This is a genomic window from Pseudochrobactrum algeriensis (assembly GCF_018436245.1).
Classification (GTDB): domain Bacteria; phylum Pseudomonadota; class Alphaproteobacteria; order Rhizobiales; family Rhizobiaceae; genus Pseudochrobactrum; species Pseudochrobactrum saccharolyticum.
The window spans coordinates 389,021-408,236 of record NZ_CP075360.1 but is presented as its reverse complement, the minus strand read 5'-3'; the positions used below and the strand labels follow the sequence as shown (position 1 = coordinate 408,236).

At 49.1% G+C, this 19,216-nt stretch carries 14 protein-coding genes; 9 read left to right on the top strand and 5 right to left on the bottom strand.

The features are described 5' to 3' along the window. Nucleotides 1-114: 114 nt before the first annotated feature. Both KHQ09_RS02140 and KHQ09_RS02135 read right to left on the bottom strand, forming a co-directional pair. On the bottom strand, nucleotides 115-2,109 hold the full coding sequence (locus tag KHQ09_RS02140; protein WP_213600263.1) for a BCCT family transporter: 1,995 nt from the start codon (nucleotides 2,107-2,109) through the stop codon (nucleotides 115-117). Nucleotides 2,110-2,229: 120 nt separating this feature from the next. Continuing rightward, entirely contained in the window at nucleotides 2,230-2,700 is a 471-nt protein-coding gene (locus KHQ09_RS02135; protein WP_213600262.1) for an Lrp/AsnC family transcriptional regulator, read from the bottom strand. Between the two features lie 244 nt (nucleotides 2,701-2,944). On the opposite strand from KHQ09_RS02135, the gene KHQ09_RS02130 reads away from it, so the two are divergent. The 9 genes from KHQ09_RS02130 (at nucleotide 2,945) to KHQ09_RS02090 (ending at nucleotide 16,111) form a co-directional block, all read left to right on the top strand. Beyond that, nucleotides 2,945-4,468: a peptidoglycan D,D-transpeptidase FtsI family protein gene (locus KHQ09_RS02130; RefSeq protein WP_213600261.1), complete on the top strand. Its 1,524-nt coding sequence runs from the start codon at nucleotides 2,945-2,947 to the stop codon at nucleotides 4,466-4,468. Nucleotides 4,469-4,737: 269 nt separating this feature from the next. After that, the gene (locus KHQ09_RS02125) at nucleotides 4,738-7,008 is read left to right on the top strand and encodes a TonB-dependent receptor (RefSeq protein WP_213600260.1); all 2,271 of its coding nucleotides are present in this window, start codon (nucleotides 4,738-4,740) and stop codon (nucleotides 7,006-7,008) included. A 310-nt stretch (nucleotides 7,009-7,318) separates the two neighbouring features. Next, nucleotides 7,319-8,698, top strand: a complete 1,380-nt coding sequence (locus KHQ09_RS02120) for a serine hydrolase (RefSeq protein ID WP_213600259.1) — start codon at nucleotides 7,319-7,321, stop codon at nucleotides 8,696-8,698. Nucleotides 8,699-8,719: 21 nt separating this feature from the next. Further along, nucleotides 8,720-9,382, top strand: a complete 663-nt coding sequence (locus KHQ09_RS02115; protein ID WP_213600258.1) for an NAD(P)-dependent oxidoreductase — start codon at nucleotides 8,720-8,722, stop codon at nucleotides 9,380-9,382. 100 nt (nucleotides 9,383-9,482) lie between these two features. Next, nucleotides 9,483-10,448 (top strand): formylglycine-generating enzyme family protein, encoded by a 966-nt coding sequence (locus KHQ09_RS02110; RefSeq protein WP_213600257.1) that lies wholly within the window; start codon nucleotides 9,483-9,485, stop codon nucleotides 10,446-10,448. Between the two features lie 250 nt (nucleotides 10,449-10,698). Further along, nucleotides 10,699-12,279 carry an arylsulfatase gene (locus KHQ09_RS02105; protein ID WP_213906439.1) on the top strand — a complete coding sequence of 527 codons (1,581 nt, stop codon included), beginning with the start codon at nucleotides 10,699-10,701 and terminating at the stop codon, nucleotides 12,277-12,279. A 108-nt stretch (nucleotides 12,280-12,387) separates the two neighbouring features. Further along, on the top strand, nucleotides 12,388-13,218 hold the full coding sequence (locus tag KHQ09_RS02100; protein WP_238481528.1) for a transporter family protein: 831 nt from the start codon (nucleotides 12,388-12,390) through the stop codon (nucleotides 13,216-13,218). Nucleotides 13,219-13,400: 182 nt separating this feature from the next. After that, complete coding sequence (locus KHQ09_RS02095; protein WP_213630807.1) at nucleotides 13,401-14,936, top strand: tetratricopeptide repeat protein; 1,536 nt, start codon at nucleotides 13,401-13,403, stop codon at nucleotides 14,934-14,936. Nucleotides 14,937-15,202: 266 nt separating this feature from the next. Next, complete coding sequence (locus tag KHQ09_RS02090; protein ID WP_238481540.1) at nucleotides 15,203-16,111, top strand: SphA family protein; 909 nt, start codon at nucleotides 15,203-15,205, stop codon at nucleotides 16,109-16,111. Here KHQ09_RS02090 and KHQ09_RS02085 read toward each other — a convergent pair. Genes KHQ09_RS02085 through KHQ09_RS02075 form a run of 3 tightly spaced genes read right to left on the bottom strand, consistent with a single transcriptional unit; the run spans nucleotide 16,101 to nucleotide 18,829 of the window. Next, nucleotides 16,101-16,949, bottom strand: coding sequence for a hypothetical protein (locus KHQ09_RS02085; protein ID WP_213600254.1), 849 nt, complete (start codon nucleotides 16,947-16,949; stop codon nucleotides 16,101-16,103). The two genes, KHQ09_RS02090 and KHQ09_RS02085, sit on opposite strands and share 11 nt — an antisense overlap. A gap of 52 nt (nucleotides 16,950-17,001) precedes the next feature. After that, nucleotides 17,002-17,241 carry an acyl carrier protein gene (locus tag KHQ09_RS02080; RefSeq protein WP_213600253.1) on the bottom strand — a complete coding sequence of 80 codons (240 nt, stop codon included), beginning with the start codon at nucleotides 17,239-17,241 and terminating at the stop codon, nucleotides 17,002-17,004. Between the two features lie 40 nt (nucleotides 17,242-17,281). After that, a complete protein-coding gene (locus KHQ09_RS02075) occupies nucleotides 17,282-18,829 on the bottom strand; it encodes an AMP-binding protein (protein WP_213600252.1) in 1,548 nt (515 codons plus the stop codon). Nucleotides 18,830-19,216: the final 387 nt, after the last annotated feature.

Here is a 19,216-nt window from a genome sequence, read left to right as displayed (position 1 = left end):
AGTCTTAAAGCGTCGTTTTTTGAGGTATGCGCAAAACACGCGCTGCCATATGGAGCAACGCGTGCTTTTATGTGTGTATCAATGGCTTCATCCGGCCTTCAGCATGTGGGAAATTTACATATCCGCTGAATGTTCCGGCGCGCTGTGTACCAGTTGTGTTTCCGGCGCATGAACCAAAGCCAGATATCTTTCAAATTGCACCAGAATATCCACGATCAGTTGCTCTTTTGTGAAGCCCATCACGTCATAACCTCTGCCGCCGCTTGAGAAATATGTCCGTGCTTCATGACGGAGATTTGGCTTGCCGACCCCCAGCGTCGAAAAAGCAGGGATGTGCTGGGCAACGGGCATAATGCCGTAGATAAAATCGCGTGTGCCTTCTGCCGTAGAGCGCAGTGCAATTGCACCATTGTCTTCTGTAACCACAACGGTTTCCCGACCGCGATTATTCAGTTCGGTGGTGACTGCATTCAAAGCGTCCTTGGCGGGGCCTGCGATAAATGTTGCAACTTCACGCTGTGTTGGCGCATGCAAAATCAGCGACAATCTGCGCTGCCATGTGAGACCCGAGGCTGGTTGCGCACTTGGTGCAACCGGAATTGCGGCATGGGCGGCTTGTTGTGCAAGGTCGGCTTTCATCCCCTTAAACAGTGACCAGACAAGCGCGATCATGACGATGCTGAATGGCAGGGCGCTTGCAATGGTCACAGCCTGCAAGGCTCCAAGACCACCTGCAACCAAAAGACTTGCAGCGACCACACCTTCCAATGTGCACCAGAAGACCCGCTGTCCGGTTGTTGTTTCTGTTTCCCCGCCCGCGGCGATTGAATCGATAACAAGAGAGCCGGAATCCGAAGATGTAACAAAGAAAATAGCAACCAGCATGACCGCCAAAGTCGAGGTCAGCGTCGTCCATGGCAAATATTCAAAGAAGTGGAACAGGCCGACGGAGACATCAGCAGCAATTTCTGCTCCTAACTTGCCGCCTGCAACTGTCGTATCAATAAGAATTGCCGAATTGCCAAAAACGGTCATCCAGAAGAATGTGAAACCGGCCGGGATAAACAGCACCGCTGTCACAAATTCCCTGACCGTGCGGCCACGCGAAATACGGGCAATAAACATGCCGACAAAAGGCGACCACGATATCCACCATGCCCAGTAGAACAGTGTCCATGCATCGACCCACGGCGTTGGTTCATAGGCATAGATATTGAAAGTACGCAGAACGATTGTATCGAGATACAGGCCGATATTTTGTACAAGATCACGGAAAAGCTCTGCTGTAGGCCCCACAATCAGCACAAAAAGCATCAGGAGAATAGCAAGCAGCAGGTTGGTCTCAGAGAGAATGCGCACGCCTTTATCCAGACCTGTTGCAACGGAAATCGTTGCCAGTGCCGTGATTGCAATAATAAGTGGCAGCTGAACCTGCAACCCGATTGGCAGGCCGATCAGATAGTGAAGTCCGGCATTAATCTGCGAAACGCCAAGTCCCAGCGAGGTTGCAATACCAAACATGGTGCCGACGATTGCGAAAATATCGACCGCATGGCCTATCGGGCCGTTAATCCGCTCTTTGAGCAGCGGATAAAGGCCGGAGCGGATGGTGAGCGGCAGATTGTAACGATATCCGAAATAAGCAAGGGACAGGCCGACAACGGCATAAATAGCCCAAGCGTGAATTCCCCAATGGAAAAATGTAACCGCCATGGCTTCACGTGTTGCTGCAATGGAGCGCGGCTCTGCGGTTGGCGGTGCCATGAAATGCGTCATCGGCTCACCGACGGCATAATACATCAGCCCGATACCCATACCCGCAGCGAAAAGCATTGCAATCCACGAGAGAAAACTGAAATCAGGGGTTGAATCATCGGGGCCGAGTTTGAGGCGCCCGTACCGTCCCAGACAGAGAAGCAATACGCTGACCAGAAAAATGCCGACGGATAGCAGGTAAAACCATCCGAAATTTGCGAGAATAACGGTTTGAAGCTGGGTGAAAATACTCGCAGCCTGATCGGGAACCACGATTCCGACTGCTAGAAACACACCGATGACAATGATGGATCCGAAAAATACCGGTGCGTTTATAATGAACTTTGCTGGCATGAAAACTCTCGCAGGTTAGTGTTTCATGTTTTTAAGAAAACAAAAAATAACTCTGTAAATATCAAGTCAGTCTGACATTTTATGAATAAGGCGAATTTAATAAATATGACAGGAAGACTATTACAAGGGAAGGGACAGATCGACTTTCACTCTGTCCAGTTCAACGATGGTTCTGTAAGATTTTACCAGATGATTTTCTCCTAATAATTGTGCTGTCCTGCTTTCATATTCTTCCGTCGTTGGAACGGTCATGATCAGGATCAGGCCTGCACTGCCCGCAACCCAATAACATTGTTGAATCTCCTCAGCATTTTTGAACATTTTTTTGGCCGCGGCGACGGTCGCTGACCGCTCGTCGCTGAGCGTGACCTCGACAATAACGGTCACGGGCAGACCGACGGCAGCAGGATCAACAACGGCTGCAAATTTTTTGATGATGCCTTTTTTCTGAAGTTTGGCGATGCGGCGCTGCACGGCGGCGGGGGACAGATGAATAAGCTCGGCTAATTCTTTTTGTGATCTTGAGGCATCTTCCTGAAGCAGTCTGAGAAGCGATTTGTCGTAATCATCCAGCTTATTTTGATCGGGCATTGCATTATCCGCGCTGAAAGTGAGTGAAAATTGCGGTGAATTGAGACTTATCGAGCCCTAATATACTATCACATCATTTATTTCTATGTGAAATCATTCGTGAATTTTTGTGAATAACAAAAAATCCGCCAAAGAAGTTTTAATTATTAATTTTAGTGTGTGTATGAAGAAATCGTATAATACAAACAGATATATACTTGCGATATTCTTGTTCATTGCAATTTATTGCGTGCTGTTTTCAAGGATGATTTACTTTGGCACGATTGTACCTGCTTCAGAACATGCCGCAATGTCTCCTGTCGGCATGCACAGGCCGCTTATTCTGGACAGGAACGGAAAAATCCTTGCGATAGATATCAAGGCATATTCACTTTATGCGGAGCCCCGCCGTATTACGGATATTGATGAAGTGGCAGAAAAAGTGCACCGCATCATTCCCGAGATTCCGCTGCAAACGCTTTATAAGAAATTGTCGGGGCAACGCCGTTTTATATGGCTTGCACGGCAATTAACGCCGTCGGTTAAAAGCAGGCTGATGGCAGAAGGTATTCCCGGTATTGGCTTCCGCACCGAATTACAAAGAGCCTATCCGGCCGGACGTACCACTTCGCACATTGTCGGCCTGACCAATATTGACAATACAGGTGTTGCCGGTCTGGAGAAATGGATTGACGGGCAGGGCATTGCTGATATCCGCAATGCCGGTTTTTCCAACCCTGAACATTTTGCGCCGGTTGTGACATCCATTGATTTACGTGTGCAGCATGCATTGCATGACGAATTGTCGAAAGCGCTTGTCAAATATGGTGCGGCGGGTGTCGGTGGTCTCATTCTCAATATTAAAACAGGCGAAATCTTAGGACTGGTTTCATTGCCGGATTTTGATCCCAATACGCCTGCGGAGATACATCTTGCTGACCGTCTGAACCGTATAACAGCCAGTGCCTCGGAAATGGGGTCTATCATTAAGACCTTTACAACGGCGATGGCGGTTGAACATGCGGGTGCCGGACTTGATACAATCTACGACGCGACCAATCCGATCAGGGTCGGTAATCAGCTTGTGCGTGATTATTTTGGCAAGAAACGGCCGCTGACGCTGGAGGAAGTGTTTCTGTTTTCTTCCAATATCGGCTCCGCACAGGAAGCGCTTTCTGTCGGGGTGGAAGGGCACCGGAACTTTCTTATCCGTTCCGGCCTGCTGGAGAGAGCGGCGCTGGAACTGCCGGAAATAGCAAAACCAATGGAGCCGCGGCACTGGTCTGTGCCGACATCGATTACCGCAGCTTTCGGTCATGGTTTTGCAACCACGCCATTGCAAACAGCCGCCGGTATTGGCGGAATATTGAACGGCGGTGTTCTCGTTACGCCGACACTCCTGAAGCGGGATGCTGACCATTCCGCTTTGCCTGCCCGCCGTCTTGTCACGGAAAGAACAAGTGCAATTGTCCGGCATTTATATCGCTTGAGCGCGGAAAAAGGCTCCGGCCGTCGTGCGAATATCAGCGGTCTGAATGTCGGCGGGAAAACCGGTACGGCAGAGAAGGTGGTCAACGGCCGTTATGCAAAGAACAGGAATTTCAATGTTTTTGCAGCGGCCATGCCGATGGACGATCCGACATATGTCTATCTGGTTATCGTTGATGATCCGGCTCCGAAATCTGCCACGCGCGGACAGACGGCCGGTGTAACCGCAGCACCGGTTGCGGGTGAAATCATTCGGAAAACATTCACTTTTTTGGGCATGGAGCCACGCATCGGCATCTGATCTGTCAGTGATCAGGCAGAGGTGTTTTCGGAATGTGTGGATATTTCATCAAGAACTGATCTGCATGTGCACAAGACGGGCGCATAAACTTGACTTATATAATCATGTTTAATATCGCAGATAATATTATTGTTCTTAAGACGGCTAAGTTTGGGCAGATGTGATGACACCCCAAAACCGAATGCACGCGTTCTTATGACATGTCGGTTTTGCTGACAAGTAATGATGACCATTGAATTTTTACATTTTTTGAAAACTTGGGGATTGGAATGAGGGGCAGATATCAATTGGTTACCTATGAGCGCGGCTGTGCCGCTTTAGCCGGTGTCTCATTGCTTGCTATCAGTGCTGTGGCGGCTTTTGCTCAGGAAACAGGCAAGACTGATCGCGTGCCGCGCCAAAAGCAGGCTCAACAGGTTTCCGATACCACTGGTGCAACAGTGCTGGATACAATTGTGGTGGTGGGGCAGGGACATCCTTCTACCGGCACTATAGGCCAACCACCGGCTGAATATACCGGCGGGCAGGTTGCCACCGGTGCGCAACTCGGAACACTCGGAAACCGGTCTGTTCGCGATACACCATTCAGCTTGACCGGATATACAGATAGGCTGATCCGCAACCAGCAGGCAAAATCGATCGCTGATATTACACTCAATGATCCGTCCGTGCGTCAGGATGCACCGACTTTCAGTGAGCGCGATTCTTTCTTCATCCGTGGTTTCTCGGTGACTAATCTGGATGTTGCATATGACGGACTTTTCTACCTTGCCAATCCGCGCCGCAGCTATCTTGAAGGCATTGAACGCGTTGAGGTGCTCAAAGGGCCAAGCGCTCTGGTCAATGGCGGTGTCGGTCGCGTCGGGGGTACAATCAATCTGGTGCCAAAACGTGCTGCGGATGAACCGCTGACACGCCTGACAACGACCTATATGTCCGATGCCCAATTATGGTCGCATGTTGATGTTGGTCGTCGTTTCGGACCGGACGGGGAATGGGGCATTCGCTTCAACGGCTCTTATCGTGGCGGTGAGACTGCGATGAAGCATAATGACATTCAGGTTGGTGTCTTGTCGCTTGGGCTTGATTATCGCGGTGAACGGGTACGTGCCTCGCTTGATCTCAATCATTCCCGACAGAATATCGATGCGCCGACTTCGCTGTTTAATGCGGTAAAAGAAGGTGTTGTAATTCCGGATGCACCGAATGGCCGGATTAACACAGCCAATCCGTTCGAATATCACGACAGCAAGCACAATATGGCCGCGGCCCGTGTCGAGGTTGATGTTCTGGATAATACGACTGTCTATGCCGCCGGTGGCATCAGCCGTTATCGTGAGGATTTCCTGTCTACATCATACACAATTCTCAATTCCAACGGCGATGCAGAAGCTGAATTTGGCTATAATCCGCAGCAGATTCAGGGGCTGTCGGGTGAGGTTGGTGTGCGCTCCGAATTTGATACCGGGCCTGTCGGCCATAAGTTCAATATTTCGGTGAGTGGCGCGAAAAACGAGAACCATCGCGGTCGCTTCCATCCGGGAAAACTGGGCTTCAGAAAATACCCAATCAATATCTACAATCCGGCCTATGTGCCTGATAACTGGGTGGATATAAGCGGGCTGCCACGCTCGGATAATCTCTATCCGTTCTCTGAGCTGGTCGCTAACAGCATCGCGATTTCTGACACACTCTCTTTCGCGGATGACCGGTTCCAGTTAACGCTTGGCGGGCGTTATCAGCATATGCGTACACGTACCTTCAACACACGCCCAAATCCGGATGTACCGTTTGGTGCGCAGATTTATCATTATTCGGAATCTAAATTCAGCCCTGCCGTCGCTGCTGTTGCGCATGTGACCGACAGCCTGTCGGTCTATGCAAATTATGCAGAAGCGCTGACAGAAGGTCCGACACCACCGTCCCGCGCAGCCAATAATACAGAGAGTTTTCCTCCTGTGGTGAATAAGCAGAAGGAAATCGGGGTCAAATATGATCTTGGTGATCTGATGCTGAGTGCAGCTCTGTTTGAGATCAGACAGCCGAATGGTTTTACTGATGCGAAAAACAATTTTGCGGTGAACGGTCTTCAGGTCAATCGCGGGCTGGAACTCTCTGTGTTCGGCGAGCCGGTTGACGGTATTCGTTTGCTGGGTGGTATTACATTTATGGATGCCGAGCTGGATAAAACAGGAAATCCCGAAACGAACGGTAACAGAGTTCCGGGTGTTCCGAAAACAGCCATCAGTCTCTATGGTGAGTATGACACGCCGTGGGTTGAGGGGCTGACGCTGACCGGCCGTGTTGTGCATACGGGCAGCACTTATTATGACCAGAAAAACCTGCAGAAAGTACCAGACTGGACACGCGTTGATCTGGGCGCGCGTTACACAATGCTCCGTGAGAATGGCAAGCCGGTAGAGTTCAGAGCAACCGTTGAGAATGTTCTCAACGAAAATTACTGGGCATCGTCAGCCCGTGGTTTTATCTCGGCCGGTGCACCGCGTACATTCATGCTTTCCGCTTCGTTTGATTTCTAAAGCATCGCAGTGTGATATTAACGAGGAAAGCCGGAGCGGTGTTGTCATACACGGCTCCGGCCTTTTTTATTGAAAACATCTGAACTAGAGCGCCGTGTGCCAGACTTGGCACACAAAGGTCGCTCTAACACTTTAAAATGAGAGCATAATTTTACTTCAAACTGATCCAAGCTTAAGGAATTATGCTCTAACATAGTGGCGGAAAAACAGCCCTGTGAAAATCATCTTCTATAAGACCGATTTGGGTAAATTCCCCGCCATATCTTCGCAGTTTTATTCCAGATTTGAACACCAGTGACTGGAGATAAATATGAAGCGCGTTCTGTCTGCATTTATGGCCACAGCTCTGATGCTGGTGCCGGTCTTTGCTGAAGAAGTGACACTGCCTTCTGATGATGACGTTAAGAAAATTCTGACCGACCGAATTGATGGAAGTCAGACCGGCATTGTTGTTGCCTTGATCGAGAATGGCAGATCCCGCTTTGTATCACATGGTCAGTTTGGCCGTAATGATCCGCGACCGGTTGACGAGAATACTCTGTTTGAAGCCGGTTCGATTACCAAGGTTTTCACCAATCTGCTGCTGGCGCAACTGGTACTGGACGGGCGGATGGATCTCAACGCCCCGATTGCCAATTATCTGCCTGCAAATACTGTTCTGCCAACCTATAAGGGCAAGGCAATTACAGCGTTTGATCTTGCTACGCATACATCCGGTTTACCAAGCCTGCCGGATGATCTGATGACTGCGGATATAAATAACCCCTATGCCGGCTATGGCAGTCAGGGTCTTTTCAACTGGCTGGCGACATATCGTCTGAACCGGTCGATCGGTAAGGATTTTTCCTATTCTAATGCCGGTACCGCACTGCTGGGACTGGTGGTTACCCATATTGATGGCCGTTCTTATGCCCAGATGGTGCAGCAGGAAATTCTTGATCCGCTGGGCATGAAACAAAGCGTGCTGGCTTTGACCGGTAATCCGCAGCCGGATATGGCAACAGGTCATGGGCGGGGCGGGGAACCGGTGAGCCATTGGGACTTTGATGCATTCGCACCGGCTGGCGCGCTCATCACGTCGGCTGGTGATCTTGCCAAATTTATAGCTGCAGCTTCAGGACAAACGGAAACCCCGCTTAAACCTGCCTTTGCCTTGCTGACGGAACATAGCCGATCTGCCGGTGGAAAGGCACAAAAGATCGGCCTTGGTCCGGTCATTTCCAAACTCGCCCGCCGTACGATTGTCTGGCACAATGGCCGGACAGGCGGTTTTGAAAGTTTCGCCGGTTTCGACCGTGAGAATGGCAATGGCGTTGTTGTCTTGTCCAATCGCCTGAGCATTACGGGTATTGATGATATCGGCGCTCATTTGCTGGACGCGCGGCAAGAACTGCTGCCCCAGCCTCCGATACGCATTGCTGTTGCGATTGATACCGCAAAACTGCCCGCTTATGTCGGGCAGTATCTGCTCGCCCCCGGTGCAATTATGAGCATAACCGAAGAAAAGGGGCAGTTATTTCTGCAACTGACCGGTCAGCAGCGTTTTGCAGCCTATCCGGAGAGCGATACGAAATTCTTTCTGCGCGAAGTTGATGCACAAATCAGTTTCACTGTGGAAGACGGAAAAGCCACAAAGCTGACCCTGCATCAGAACGGGCGCAACATGCCGGCTTTGCGTGTTGGGGACTGAAGTCAGGATGAATAGTAAGCTATGAAGAGCAGCTCTGTTACAAAACCGGAAAAGCTTCGGGTGTTTATTTTGGGAGCTTCGGGCAAAGTAGGCTCAATACTCGTTCAGCGATGTGTTGCGCGTGGTCACAAAGTGACAGCGCAGACACGGGATGCCCGCAAACTTGTCGCGGGATTCAATCTCGATATAGCCGTCGGAGCGCCTGCGGATAAAGCATTTTTAGAGCAAAATATTACCGGTCATGATGCCGTGGTTGTATGTCTTGGTGTTGATCACACCGGAAGAACGACGCTTTTTTCTGATGTGACCAGAGAGCTTGTGGATGTGATGCAGGCTGCAGGAGTGAACCGGCTTGTTGTAATAACGGGGATTGGCGCAGGAGATACCAAAGGTCATGGCGGATGGTTTTATAATTACCTCATTTATCCGTTCATTACTCGTCATCAATATGCAGATAAAGACATTCAGGAAGCGATAATCGGGCAAAGCAGCCTCGATTGGACAATCATTCGTCCGGCACCTTTCCGCTCCCGCACGACGAAAGAACCATTACATATTTTGACCCGGACACCGCGCAATGTGCAGCTTCGGTTCATAACAGTTGAAGAGGTTGCCGCTTTTATTCTGGATAGTTTGGAAAACAGGACATTTGTCCGGCAGATGCCGTTTATCGGGCATAATTAATTTCTGATTGTCTGCCGTTTCATCAAGAGATTTACCGTTACGTACTTCTGAAAGCATAATCAAAACTGTAGTTTTGAGTGATGTTTTCCGGAGGGTGGCAATGGGTCTGGAAGTCTCAAAAAAATTCAATATCGATGAGGTTCTGGAGGAGATGATCTGGATACCGGGCGGAACTTTTGTGATGGGGTCAGACGATCACTATCCTGAAGAAGCACCAAAGCATCCGGTAAAAATTGACGGTTTTTGGATCAGTCAAACACCTGTAACCAACAGGCAATTTGCGCGTTTTGTTGAAGAAACAGGCCATGTGACTTTGGCAGAAAAAGTGCCGGATGCGCGGGATTATCCGGGAGCGCTTCCGGAAATGTTGCGGGCGGGTTCCCTCGTTTTCACTCCGCCGGCAACGGTTGCAGGACGTGACATCAGCCAATGGTGGCAGTTCAAATTCGGTGCAAACTGGCGCAAACCTCTGGGCGACCTGAGTGATATCCGCGACAAGCTGGATCACCCCGTGGTTCATGTCGCTTATTGTGATGCGTGTGCCTATGCTGACTGGGCAGGGCTTGATTTGCCGACCGAGGCAGAATTTGAATTTGCAGCCAGAGGTGGCCTTGAAGATACAGAATATGCATGGGGCGATGAATTGATGCCTGATGGCATCGCAATGGCCAATACATGGCAAGGCATCTTCCCGACGAGCAGCACCAAACCAGCAGGGCATGAGCGGACATCGCCTGTCAGGTCATTTCCTGCAAACGGATATGGTGCCTATGACATGATCGGCAATGTGTGGGAGTGGACAAGCGACTATTGGAGCGACAGGCATCCTGAACCTGCGCCCAGCCCCTGCTGCCTTCCCTATAATCCGCGCGGTGGCGAGGCGGCTTTAAGCTATGACCCGCAACAACCAAATATCCGGATTGCCAGACGCGTTATCAAGGGTGGCTCCCATCTTTGTGCGCCGAATTATTGCCGCCGCTATCGTCCCGCTGCACGGCATGCAGAGCCGGAAGACACGTCGACAAGCCATGTGGGTTTCCGCTGTGTGAAGCGTCCCTCAGACTGAAGAAAACAGCTCTTTTGTCCTCATTTCCCGCCCATATGCATACGCCATAAAACGCCGGATTTACTGTTACGTACTTCTGGATTTACAGCCAAATTTGTAATTTACGAAAATATTTTATGGGGCACACCATCAGTCAAGGCCGATGCCAATCGCGAAAGCACGGGGAAGCTTTGAACGGTTGAGTAAAATGGTGAACGCCTGCTGCCCCGACGAAATTGCATCACGAACACAAGTCAAGGAGGGAATAAGCATGCAGCGTCGTACCTTTTTGTCATTCAGTGCATTGCTCGCAACATCTGCTCTGGCCGGAGCTGCACAATTTGCTGTGCCACGGTCTTTAAGCCTTGTCTCGGAGGCAAAGGCACAGGAAAAACAGGCAAGGCCCAATATTCTCATCATCTGGGGCGATGATGTCGGGATCTGGAATCTCAGCGCATATCACAGAGGCATGATGGGTGGCTCTACGCCGAATATCGACCGGATTGCCGATGAAGGCATGCTGTTCATGGATCATTATGCTCAGGCCTCCTGTACTGCAGGCCGTGCGGCATTTATCACCGGGCAATATCCGCTACGGGTAGGGCTGGCAACTGTCGGATTGCCGGGTACGCCTCAGGGTATCAGCAAAGAAGATCCCACTCTCGCTGAAATGCTGAAACCGCTTGGTTACGCTACCGGTCAGTTTGGTAAAAACCATCTCGGTGACCGTGACGACCATCTGCCAACGGCGCATGGTTTTGATGAATTTTATGGTATCCTCTACCACCTCAATGCCGGTGAATATCAAGAAGAATATGATTTCCCAAAGGTTCCGGAGGTTGCCAAGCAATTTGCGCAACGTGGTATTATTCATTCATGGGCAAATGCGGACGGAACGCAGAAGATTGAAGACAAAGGCCCCTTCGGACGCGAGCGTCAACGCACACTTGATGCCGATGTGCTGAAAGAGTCCAAGCGTTTTATCAGTGATGCGGTAGAGGCGAAGAAGCCGTTTTTCGTCTGGCATAATACTACCCGTATGCATTACCGCACCAATCTCTCGCCGGAATATGAAGGGAAAAGCGGTTACGGTCTCTATGCCGACGGCATAATGGAAATGGACGATGATGTCGGCGAGTTGATGAAATTGCTCGACGAGCTGGGCGTTGCCGATAATACCCTGATTATGTTCTCAACCGATAATGGTGCAGCTTCCAACAGCTGGCCGGATGGCGGCAACACACCTTTCAGAGGGCAGAAGGGTCTGGGCGGCTATGAAGGCGGTTTCAGGGTGCCGGTTGCTGTCAAATGGCCGGGTGTTATTCCCGCCGGAAAAACGACTGGCGAGTTCATGACGATGGAAGACTGGATCCCGACGATCATGTCACAACTCGGGCAGCCAAACCTTAAAAAGGAACTACTCGACGGTAAAGAGATCGGCGGCAAGACCTATAAGGTTCATCTCGACGGTTATGATCAGTCTGCAATGATTAAAGCTGAGGGAGAAAGTCAGCGGAAGGAATTCTTCTATTTCACTGAAACAAAATTCCACGGCATGCGCCATGGTGACTGGAAATTCCTGTTCACGAAGCAGGACAGATGGTTCAACGGCGTTCAGGACAACCTGACCTCGCCGGTGATAACCAATCTGAGGCTCGATCCGTTTGAGCGTTTCCAGCAGGCGCGCGGCTTTGATGAGTGGCAGGAAAACCGGTCGTGGACGATTGCACCTGCCATTGCAAAAGTTCAGGAATTTTTTGTCTCATTCAAAAAATATCCGCCGCGTCAGCCAAGTATGGAAGCCAATATTGACGCCATGATTCAGCAATTGATGCAGGCCAACAATCCTTAGAACGACCCGTTCCCCGAACCCGTCATTCACTCTTGTGTGGCGGGTAAGGGCACATTTGATGATCGCTGTGAAAATCAATTGAGCTAACTCCGTCTGTGACAGACAGAATTGACGCTATTCAACAGAAGTGGAACGATCATGATTGGATGCCGATTCCAGTATTTGACAATTATAGCTCTGACTTCCTGCATCTCATTACCGGCACTTACGCAAGACACGGATCTGGCCAAGCAATTATCCAATCCGGTGTCTTCATTAATCAGCGTGCCGTTTCAGGTGAATTATGACCGCGGTTACGGGCCCGAGGATGGGAACAGAACGACGCTCAATATTCAACCCGTCATACCTTTTTCCCTCAATGAAGACTGGACCCTTGTTTCCCGCACCATCGTGCCCGTTATCTGGCAATCAGATATTGCCGGTAAATCCGGCAGTCAGTTCGGTCTTGGTGACACGGTGCAAAGCTTCTTTTTTTCCCCAAAAAAGCCTGGTCCCGGAGGACTTATCTGGGGCATGGGGCCGGTTTTTCTCTTGCCGACCGGCACGCATGAGCTTTTGGGTAGTGAAAAGTGGGGAGCAGGTCCGACAGCTGTAGCATTGAAACAGGAAGGCTCATGGACTGTCGGGGCACTGGCAAATCATATCTGGTCTTTCGCAGGCGATCGTGACCGTTCAGATATCAGCTCGTCGATGTTTCAGCCCTTTGTTTCATATACGACTGATGATGCGTGGACTTTCGCATTGAACACCGAAAGCACCTATGACTGGAACAGTGATCAATGGAGTGTGCCCATTAATTTTTCTGTTTCCAAAGTTGTAAAATTCGGCACTCAACCGGTGAGTTTTCAGGCCGGAGCCAGATATTGGGCGGCATCGCCTGATAATGGCCCTGAGGGCTGGGGTTACCGCGCCAATATCACTTTTCTGTTTCCGAAATAGCTATGAGGTTTTGGCGGGAAAACACTGTATTTTCAGTAGTTTGATGAAATTACTCAAAGCATCAAAATTCTTTATATTAATAAATGCTAAAATAAAGGATACACTGGTTGACGAACAATAGAGACTATGTGAATTTATAGCCCGTTCATATGCAATAACATGTCCTAACCCGTGTACGGATAATGACCCAGAATAGATATGCATTGGACACAATTGACATACCTGTCCTTGAAGCGCGGTCCGTTCTTGAGGAATTGCTCTCTGACGAGCGATTTCACATTACTGAGCGCGGAAAGGCCATTTTGCGCTATATTGCTGAGCATCATTTTTCCGGAAAACCAGAAGCGATTAAAGGCTACTCTATTGCAATTGATGTGTTGGGACGCCCAACAAGTTTTGACCCTTCAACAGATCCGATTGTACGAATTGAACTTAGCCGGCTTCGGTCTGCACTGGTGCAATATTATCAGGCTTTCGGCCGCGAGAAGCGGATTGAGATCGGACTACCGAAAGGCCGCTATATTTTAACTTTCAACCGGTGCAGGAACAGAGCTGTAACAAGGTCTGGCGGTGATAATGGGTTTTATCCGGGTGAAACAGAAAGCGGATATTCTGCGCATAAGAAATGGTTTATATTTATAGTCTCAATAATAATTCCATTAGTATCAATATTCTCTATTTCTTTATTTTCTCACGGTGGTATCGACACAGAAAAACCGGTTGTTGTTATTGATTTTAAGAATGATGACTCAGTCAGCAATCATGAATCGGAAACAGTGAGAGACACCATTGTTAACGCGGTTAATAATTTTAACACGCTCATACTTAAAATAAATAATGGTGTTGCGCATAATCCAAATGAAAGCATTCCGGCATTTCTCATCCGTATGAAATACCGGACTGAAGGTGACACGCATTATTTGTCATGGCGGATTAAAGACAGTTCAAAAAATGAGATTATTGGCTCCGGTGTCGAGCAAGTCTCAGCAGCGGATTTGACACATAATCAGATTGAGCAATATCTCGCATCGGAGCTTTCTTATAAGATTGCAGCCAGCAATGGCATCATCAATACCAGACTTGTGAATGAAAATAATCTTGCCGTTTTTGGAAATAGCTGCGTCGTCAAAGCTGAAATTAATCTGGCGAACGGATTACCTCTCAGCGAGGATGAACACTGTCTGGAGCGCACACTTAAAATCCGTCCGACAGACAGCGATGCAATGGCCGCACTGGCGCGTGTGCTGATTAGCAATACAGGAGATATTCCGGATATTGAGAAAAGCGAACGCAGTCTGAGGCTGGCACATAAAGCCGCTATACTCGCTCCTGCATCGGACAGGGTCTTATTCTCGCTGATGCAAACGCATTTGATTGCAGGTCATATTGATCTGGCATTGCGAAAAGGCGAGCGGGGAATTGCGCTCAATCCGAATAACAGGGAGCTGAAATCGGCTGTTGCACTGGCCTATTTCACCAATGGCAACTGGGGGCAGGCTCACCAGCTTTTGGCGGATGATGAACGCCGGTTTAAAACCTTACCTGTCACAGGACAACTTGTGCTTTTGCTCGATGCTCTTCGTCGTGGCAACCGGCAGGAAGCCAAATTACGTGCGGACGGATTGCCTGTACATGCAAACAGGATTGTCGGCTTTCATTTGGCAACTTTGACAAGAACCATGCCGCCGTCAGCAAAAACAGGTGCGGGTTACCCCTGAAGTTTTTGAAACAATGGCAGCAAATCTGGCGCAGCAGAAATGTCCGTGCTGACGGCATAGATTACCCTGACAACCTCTCTGAAATTCACGATTTACGGCACTAAAAGACTGCCGGACATTGCGTTCGTTTACCCCGATTTACCGTAACGTTCTTGAATATTCCGGCCGCTCCATCAAAGTTTCGGATCAAATTGTGCAAGGGGAGGCGTGCAATGAAAGTCCGATCAGCCAGCCGGTTATCTTTATCTGTTGCTTTTCTCGCTGCTATGTCTTCAGCCGTATCCGCGGCAGAAGGAGGGGTGGGCTTTTATCTCTTAGGCTCCAAGGGCGCCGGTGCTGCTATTACTCCCCCTCCCGGTGTTTTCTTCCAAAACGACATTTATTATTATTCAGGAAAAATCGGTGGCAGCAAGCAGTTGCCAACCGGTGGCAAACTGGCAGCCGGTGTCAATGGCGCTGCGCTGATAAATCTGTCGTCCGTCATATGGGTTTTGCCGGAAGAAATAGCTGGCGGACATTTAGGCATCGGTGCAACAATTCCGTTCGGATTGAAAAGAACAAAAGCCGATTTGGTATTAAGCGCGTCGCGTTTTGGTGATGTTTCCGGCAATGTAAAGGATGATATTTTTACGATCGGCGACCCGGTGGTCAGCGGTTTTCTCGGCTGGCAGAAGGGCAATTTCCATTATCAGGTGGGAACAATGGTGAATGTCCCTATTGGAAATTATCAGGAGGGTGAGATATCGAATATCGCCTTTCATCATTGGGGAGCAGATGCTTTTGCAGCAACGACATGGCTCGATCCGAATATCGGACTAGATCTTTCTGCTGCTGTCGGGGTCACGTTCAATGCCGAAAATCCGGTGACCAATTACAAAACCGGTAATGAATTTCATTTTGAATGGGCTGCAGTGCAGCATCTTAATGAAAAATTCGATATAGGGCTGATCGGCTATTATTATCAGCAGCTTTCGGGCGACAGCGGTGAGGGGGCAGCACGTCCGTTTAAAGGCCGCGTGGCCTCGGTCGGCGCAACAATTGGCTGGAATTTCGAGGTGAATAAACTTCCCGTTTCCACACGCATTAAATATTTTCATGAATTTGCAGCGGAAAACAGGGTCGAAGGTGATGCTGTGTTTCTTACCGTGTCCGTGCCGCTCTCAATTACAAAATGAACACGAGTTCAGTATAGGTATGATCGATTGCACTATTCAGCCGTGGCAGTGTTGACTGAACAGGCGCAGATCTCTTGCGCAACGAACATCCCCACAGATCAGGCTTTTTGGTTACATCCATCTCAAGGAAAAAATAGCCGCGCAACATCAGATATCGGGCAAGCGTGCCAAGACTATCGTAAATCAACGACCGGTCTTTCACCAGAATAACTCTGGCACTACGAAGGCTGCCCCTTTTCTTAGGTTTCAAAATAACAGGATGACGTTCACCATTCACTTCGACCATGAGAACCAGACAACCCAGACTGATGTGATCGCTGAGTATTTGTGCTGTGTCTTCTGAAAAATTTTCTGACGCGAGCGGGTCATAAGCCTGTATTGATGCTCCGTTAGAAGGACGAAAAGCTGCAATCGTCAACGGCACGACGAGTGTAGCAATGGCAGATGTTGAAAAGCCCAGATGCGTATTGATTTTTCGCATCGTGGCAATCGCTGTAACATCAACATAATCAATATCAGCGACCGATATGATACGTCGCAGGAACAAGGCTGCCATCCACTGATAGTCCGGCTTGAGGTAGAATGCCGCCAGATTGGCCGCTGCGACAGGCTTTTGCTCATAGACCGAGCGAACCAACGGAATTGTCAGGCAGATGCCAATATCACCGTTCTTGTTAAAAGCGATATAGCCGATTGTCGAGTGACCAAGCTTTTCTGCATGATTAAATATGTCAAGCAGATTTGCCTTCCAGGTCGCAGCTGTGCGCTTATGAAAACCTTCATTCAGCAGTTCTGAGGCGTAATCCAGCTGGTCAATGGTTAAAGGGCGCAGCTTCATCGTTCAATCTTAAAAAGCAGGGGAAACGGGTATGTTAAATGAACGAAAGCGTTCAGCTTTTCCGTGTCATTAAATAGCTCTCAAGCGACTGAAGACTGTCTATATGATTGATATCAAAGTCTTCATCGGCGAGATCAATATCAAAATCGGTTTCTAACTGCGTCAGGATCTGAACCGCAGCAAGAGAATCCAGCAATCCGGAAGAAAATAGCGGCTGATCTTCTGCAATCTGATGAATATTATAGCCCGAAAGAATGCCGGTAATATGCTCTTTAATATTTTGAATATCCAAGGAAGACATTTTAATTTCCGTATTTAATTGCAGGAAAAGATTACATTTGTTCAAGGAGTTGTTTGCGGTCAACTTTGCCGTTGTTATTCACGGGGAGTGCATCCCGTATGTGAATATTTTCCGGCACCATATAGCGGGGCAGATTTTTCAGCAGCGCAGATTTTATCTCGTTTTCTTTTAGCGGGCTGGTGCAGAACGCAACCAATCCCTGAACGGAATTCTCGATAACCGGCCAGGCGATAACTGCAACCATTTCGCTTTGTGCCGCATGTCTGAGATGTGCTTCAACTTCTTCCAGCTCAATGCGATTACCCTTGAGCTTGATCTGGTTATCCGTGCGGCCAAGATGGTGATAAATACCGTTGTCATCACGCATCCCCAAGTCTCCGGTCAGATACCAACGCTGGCCTTCAATCTCACGAAAACGGTCTGTTTGACTGGTATTGGCATAATTGAAATAGCCTTCAGCGAGCTGGGGGCCACAGAGCGCAATTTCACCGGTCTGCCCGTTTGGAAGAGGGCGCTGCTGAGCGTCAAGAACAGCCACTTGCATGGACGGATAAGGTGTGCCGATCGCAATAATATCACGGCCGGGGGTTATGACCGGATCAGACTGCACCCGATAACGCAGACAGATGACAGTTCCTTCGGTCGGACCGTAAATATTATCGATTGTGCTGTCAGGCGCTGCTTTCGACCATGCCTCAACAGTTGCGACCGGCAAAGGTTCCCCGCAGAAAATTGATGAGCGGAGTGTCGGTAAACTATCCGGTTTGAGAGCCCCGCTTTTGCGCATCATCGCTGCCAGAGTGGGGACAGACATCCAGACTGTAATAGAACGCTCACGGATAAAGCGGCTTGGTGCCAGCATCTCCAGTGACGAAAGAATATGCAGAGACGCACCCGCATCAACACATAAAAAGAGATTATGGACGCTTAAATCAAATGTCACATCGCATGTTTCGGCAAGCCTGTCCTGAGGGGTCAGTTGTGTCCACAGTCTGGCCTGCTCAATATAACTCTCAAGCGCTCCGGCTGAGATCATAACGCCTTTCGGCAGTCCCGTCGTGCCGGAAGTGAAGATAATATAGGCCAGATCTTGTTTGCTGACGAAGGCAGGTTCCGGAAGTTGAGCCGCTTTAAGACCGGAGAATGCAGTGATGTTTTGCATGGGGCGGGCAGGGGTAATATTCTCATCACTTGCTACAAGGATCATATCTGGAGCAACGCTTAAAACCGCCGGAGTAAGCAGGACAAACCCTTGCTTGTCCACAATGAGCGCGTCGAGCTGCAATGCTTCGAGCAATTGCACAATTCTGTGCTCTGTCCATTTCAGATTAAGCGGCACATAAGTAGCGCCTGCATAACCGGCTGCGAGAATACCTGCATAAGCTTCCGGACTTTTTGTGCCGAGGATGCCAACTTTTTTGAGATTGTTTCTCTGAGAAATAAAACCAGCCAGATTGATGACCATGGTGCGCATTTCGCCATAGGTTAAATCTGCTGACCTGTCAGAATAGAACAGGTTTTCACTGTATTTATCACAGGTTTCTATAAATTTGAGAGATATATTGTAGTTCTCAGACATCCTCATATCTCTCTTAAATACAGGTGAATATAATTTTGAACGTGACGCTGAGTGCAGCCTTTCCGGCTCTTAAGCGTGCTGCGATTGCGTAAGTTTTATGCGGGATACAAGCTGTCTGTGTGTATTGTGTCTGCTCTTTTTCCGGTTTTAACGAAGGTCAAATTGCCCCCAGTCCGATTGGGCAAGGGCTCCGGATTTTTGAAGAAATTGAGCCGACATAAACAAAATATCGAAGAGCAGCACGGCCTGACCGGCGCATAGGGTTTTACAAGGTGAACTGCTTGGATATAAATTGCGTAATAAATAGGTTTGTTATCAGATACCGTAATGTGTGATATCTGACTTATAATTAGCAATGTCTGCCGGTGTGTTTCCACCGGCAGACGT